The sequence below is a fragment of the Myxococcus vastator genome, from assembly GCF_010894475.1.
Lineage (GTDB): Bacteria > Myxococcota > Myxococcia > Myxococcales > Myxococcaceae > Myxococcus > Myxococcus vastator.
The window spans coordinates 1-481 of sequence record NZ_JAAIYB010000968.1 but is presented as its reverse complement, the minus strand read 5'-3'; the positions used below and the strand labels follow the sequence as shown (position 1 = coordinate 481).

Below are 481 nucleotides of genomic sequence, written 5' to 3'. Positions count from 1 at the left end.
CCCTGGGCCTGGCGCGCGACGTGCTCGAACAGCAGCGGCTGTCCGTCCACGCTCGCCAGGCGCTGGCTCTGCAGGTCGTCGCCGCCCGGGTTGGAGGTGCGGCACAGCAGGAAGGCACCCTTGCCGTGGTAGGCCAGATAGGGCTCGATCGAGTCGAAGCCCATGAAGGGCGAGAGCGTCACCGCGTCGGCGCCGTAGCGCTCGAAGGCCTCGATCGCGTACTGCTGGGCGGTGGAGCCGATGTCGCCGCGCTTGGCGTCCAGGATCACCGGCACGTGCGGCGCCGTGGCGCGCATGTGCCGCACCAGGCGTTCGAGCTGCTCTTCCGCGCGGTGCGCGGCGAAGTACGCGATCTGCGGCTTGAAGGCACAGGCGAGGTCGGCCGTGGCATCGACGATCGCCGCGCAGAAGTCGTAGATCCGGCCGGCGTCGCCGCGCAGGCCGGCGGGAAAGCGCGCGGGTTCGGGGTCCAGGCCCACGC

Annotated in this window: 1 protein-coding gene; it reads right to left on the bottom strand. The window is 71.9% G+C overall.

Going from position 1 to position 481, the window contains the following annotated elements:
• Positions 1-481, bottom strand: a 481-nt coding sequence (gene pyrF, locus G4D87_RS38600) for an orotidine-5'-phosphate decarboxylase (protein ID WP_163787689.1), incomplete at both ends; no start/stop codon positions are given.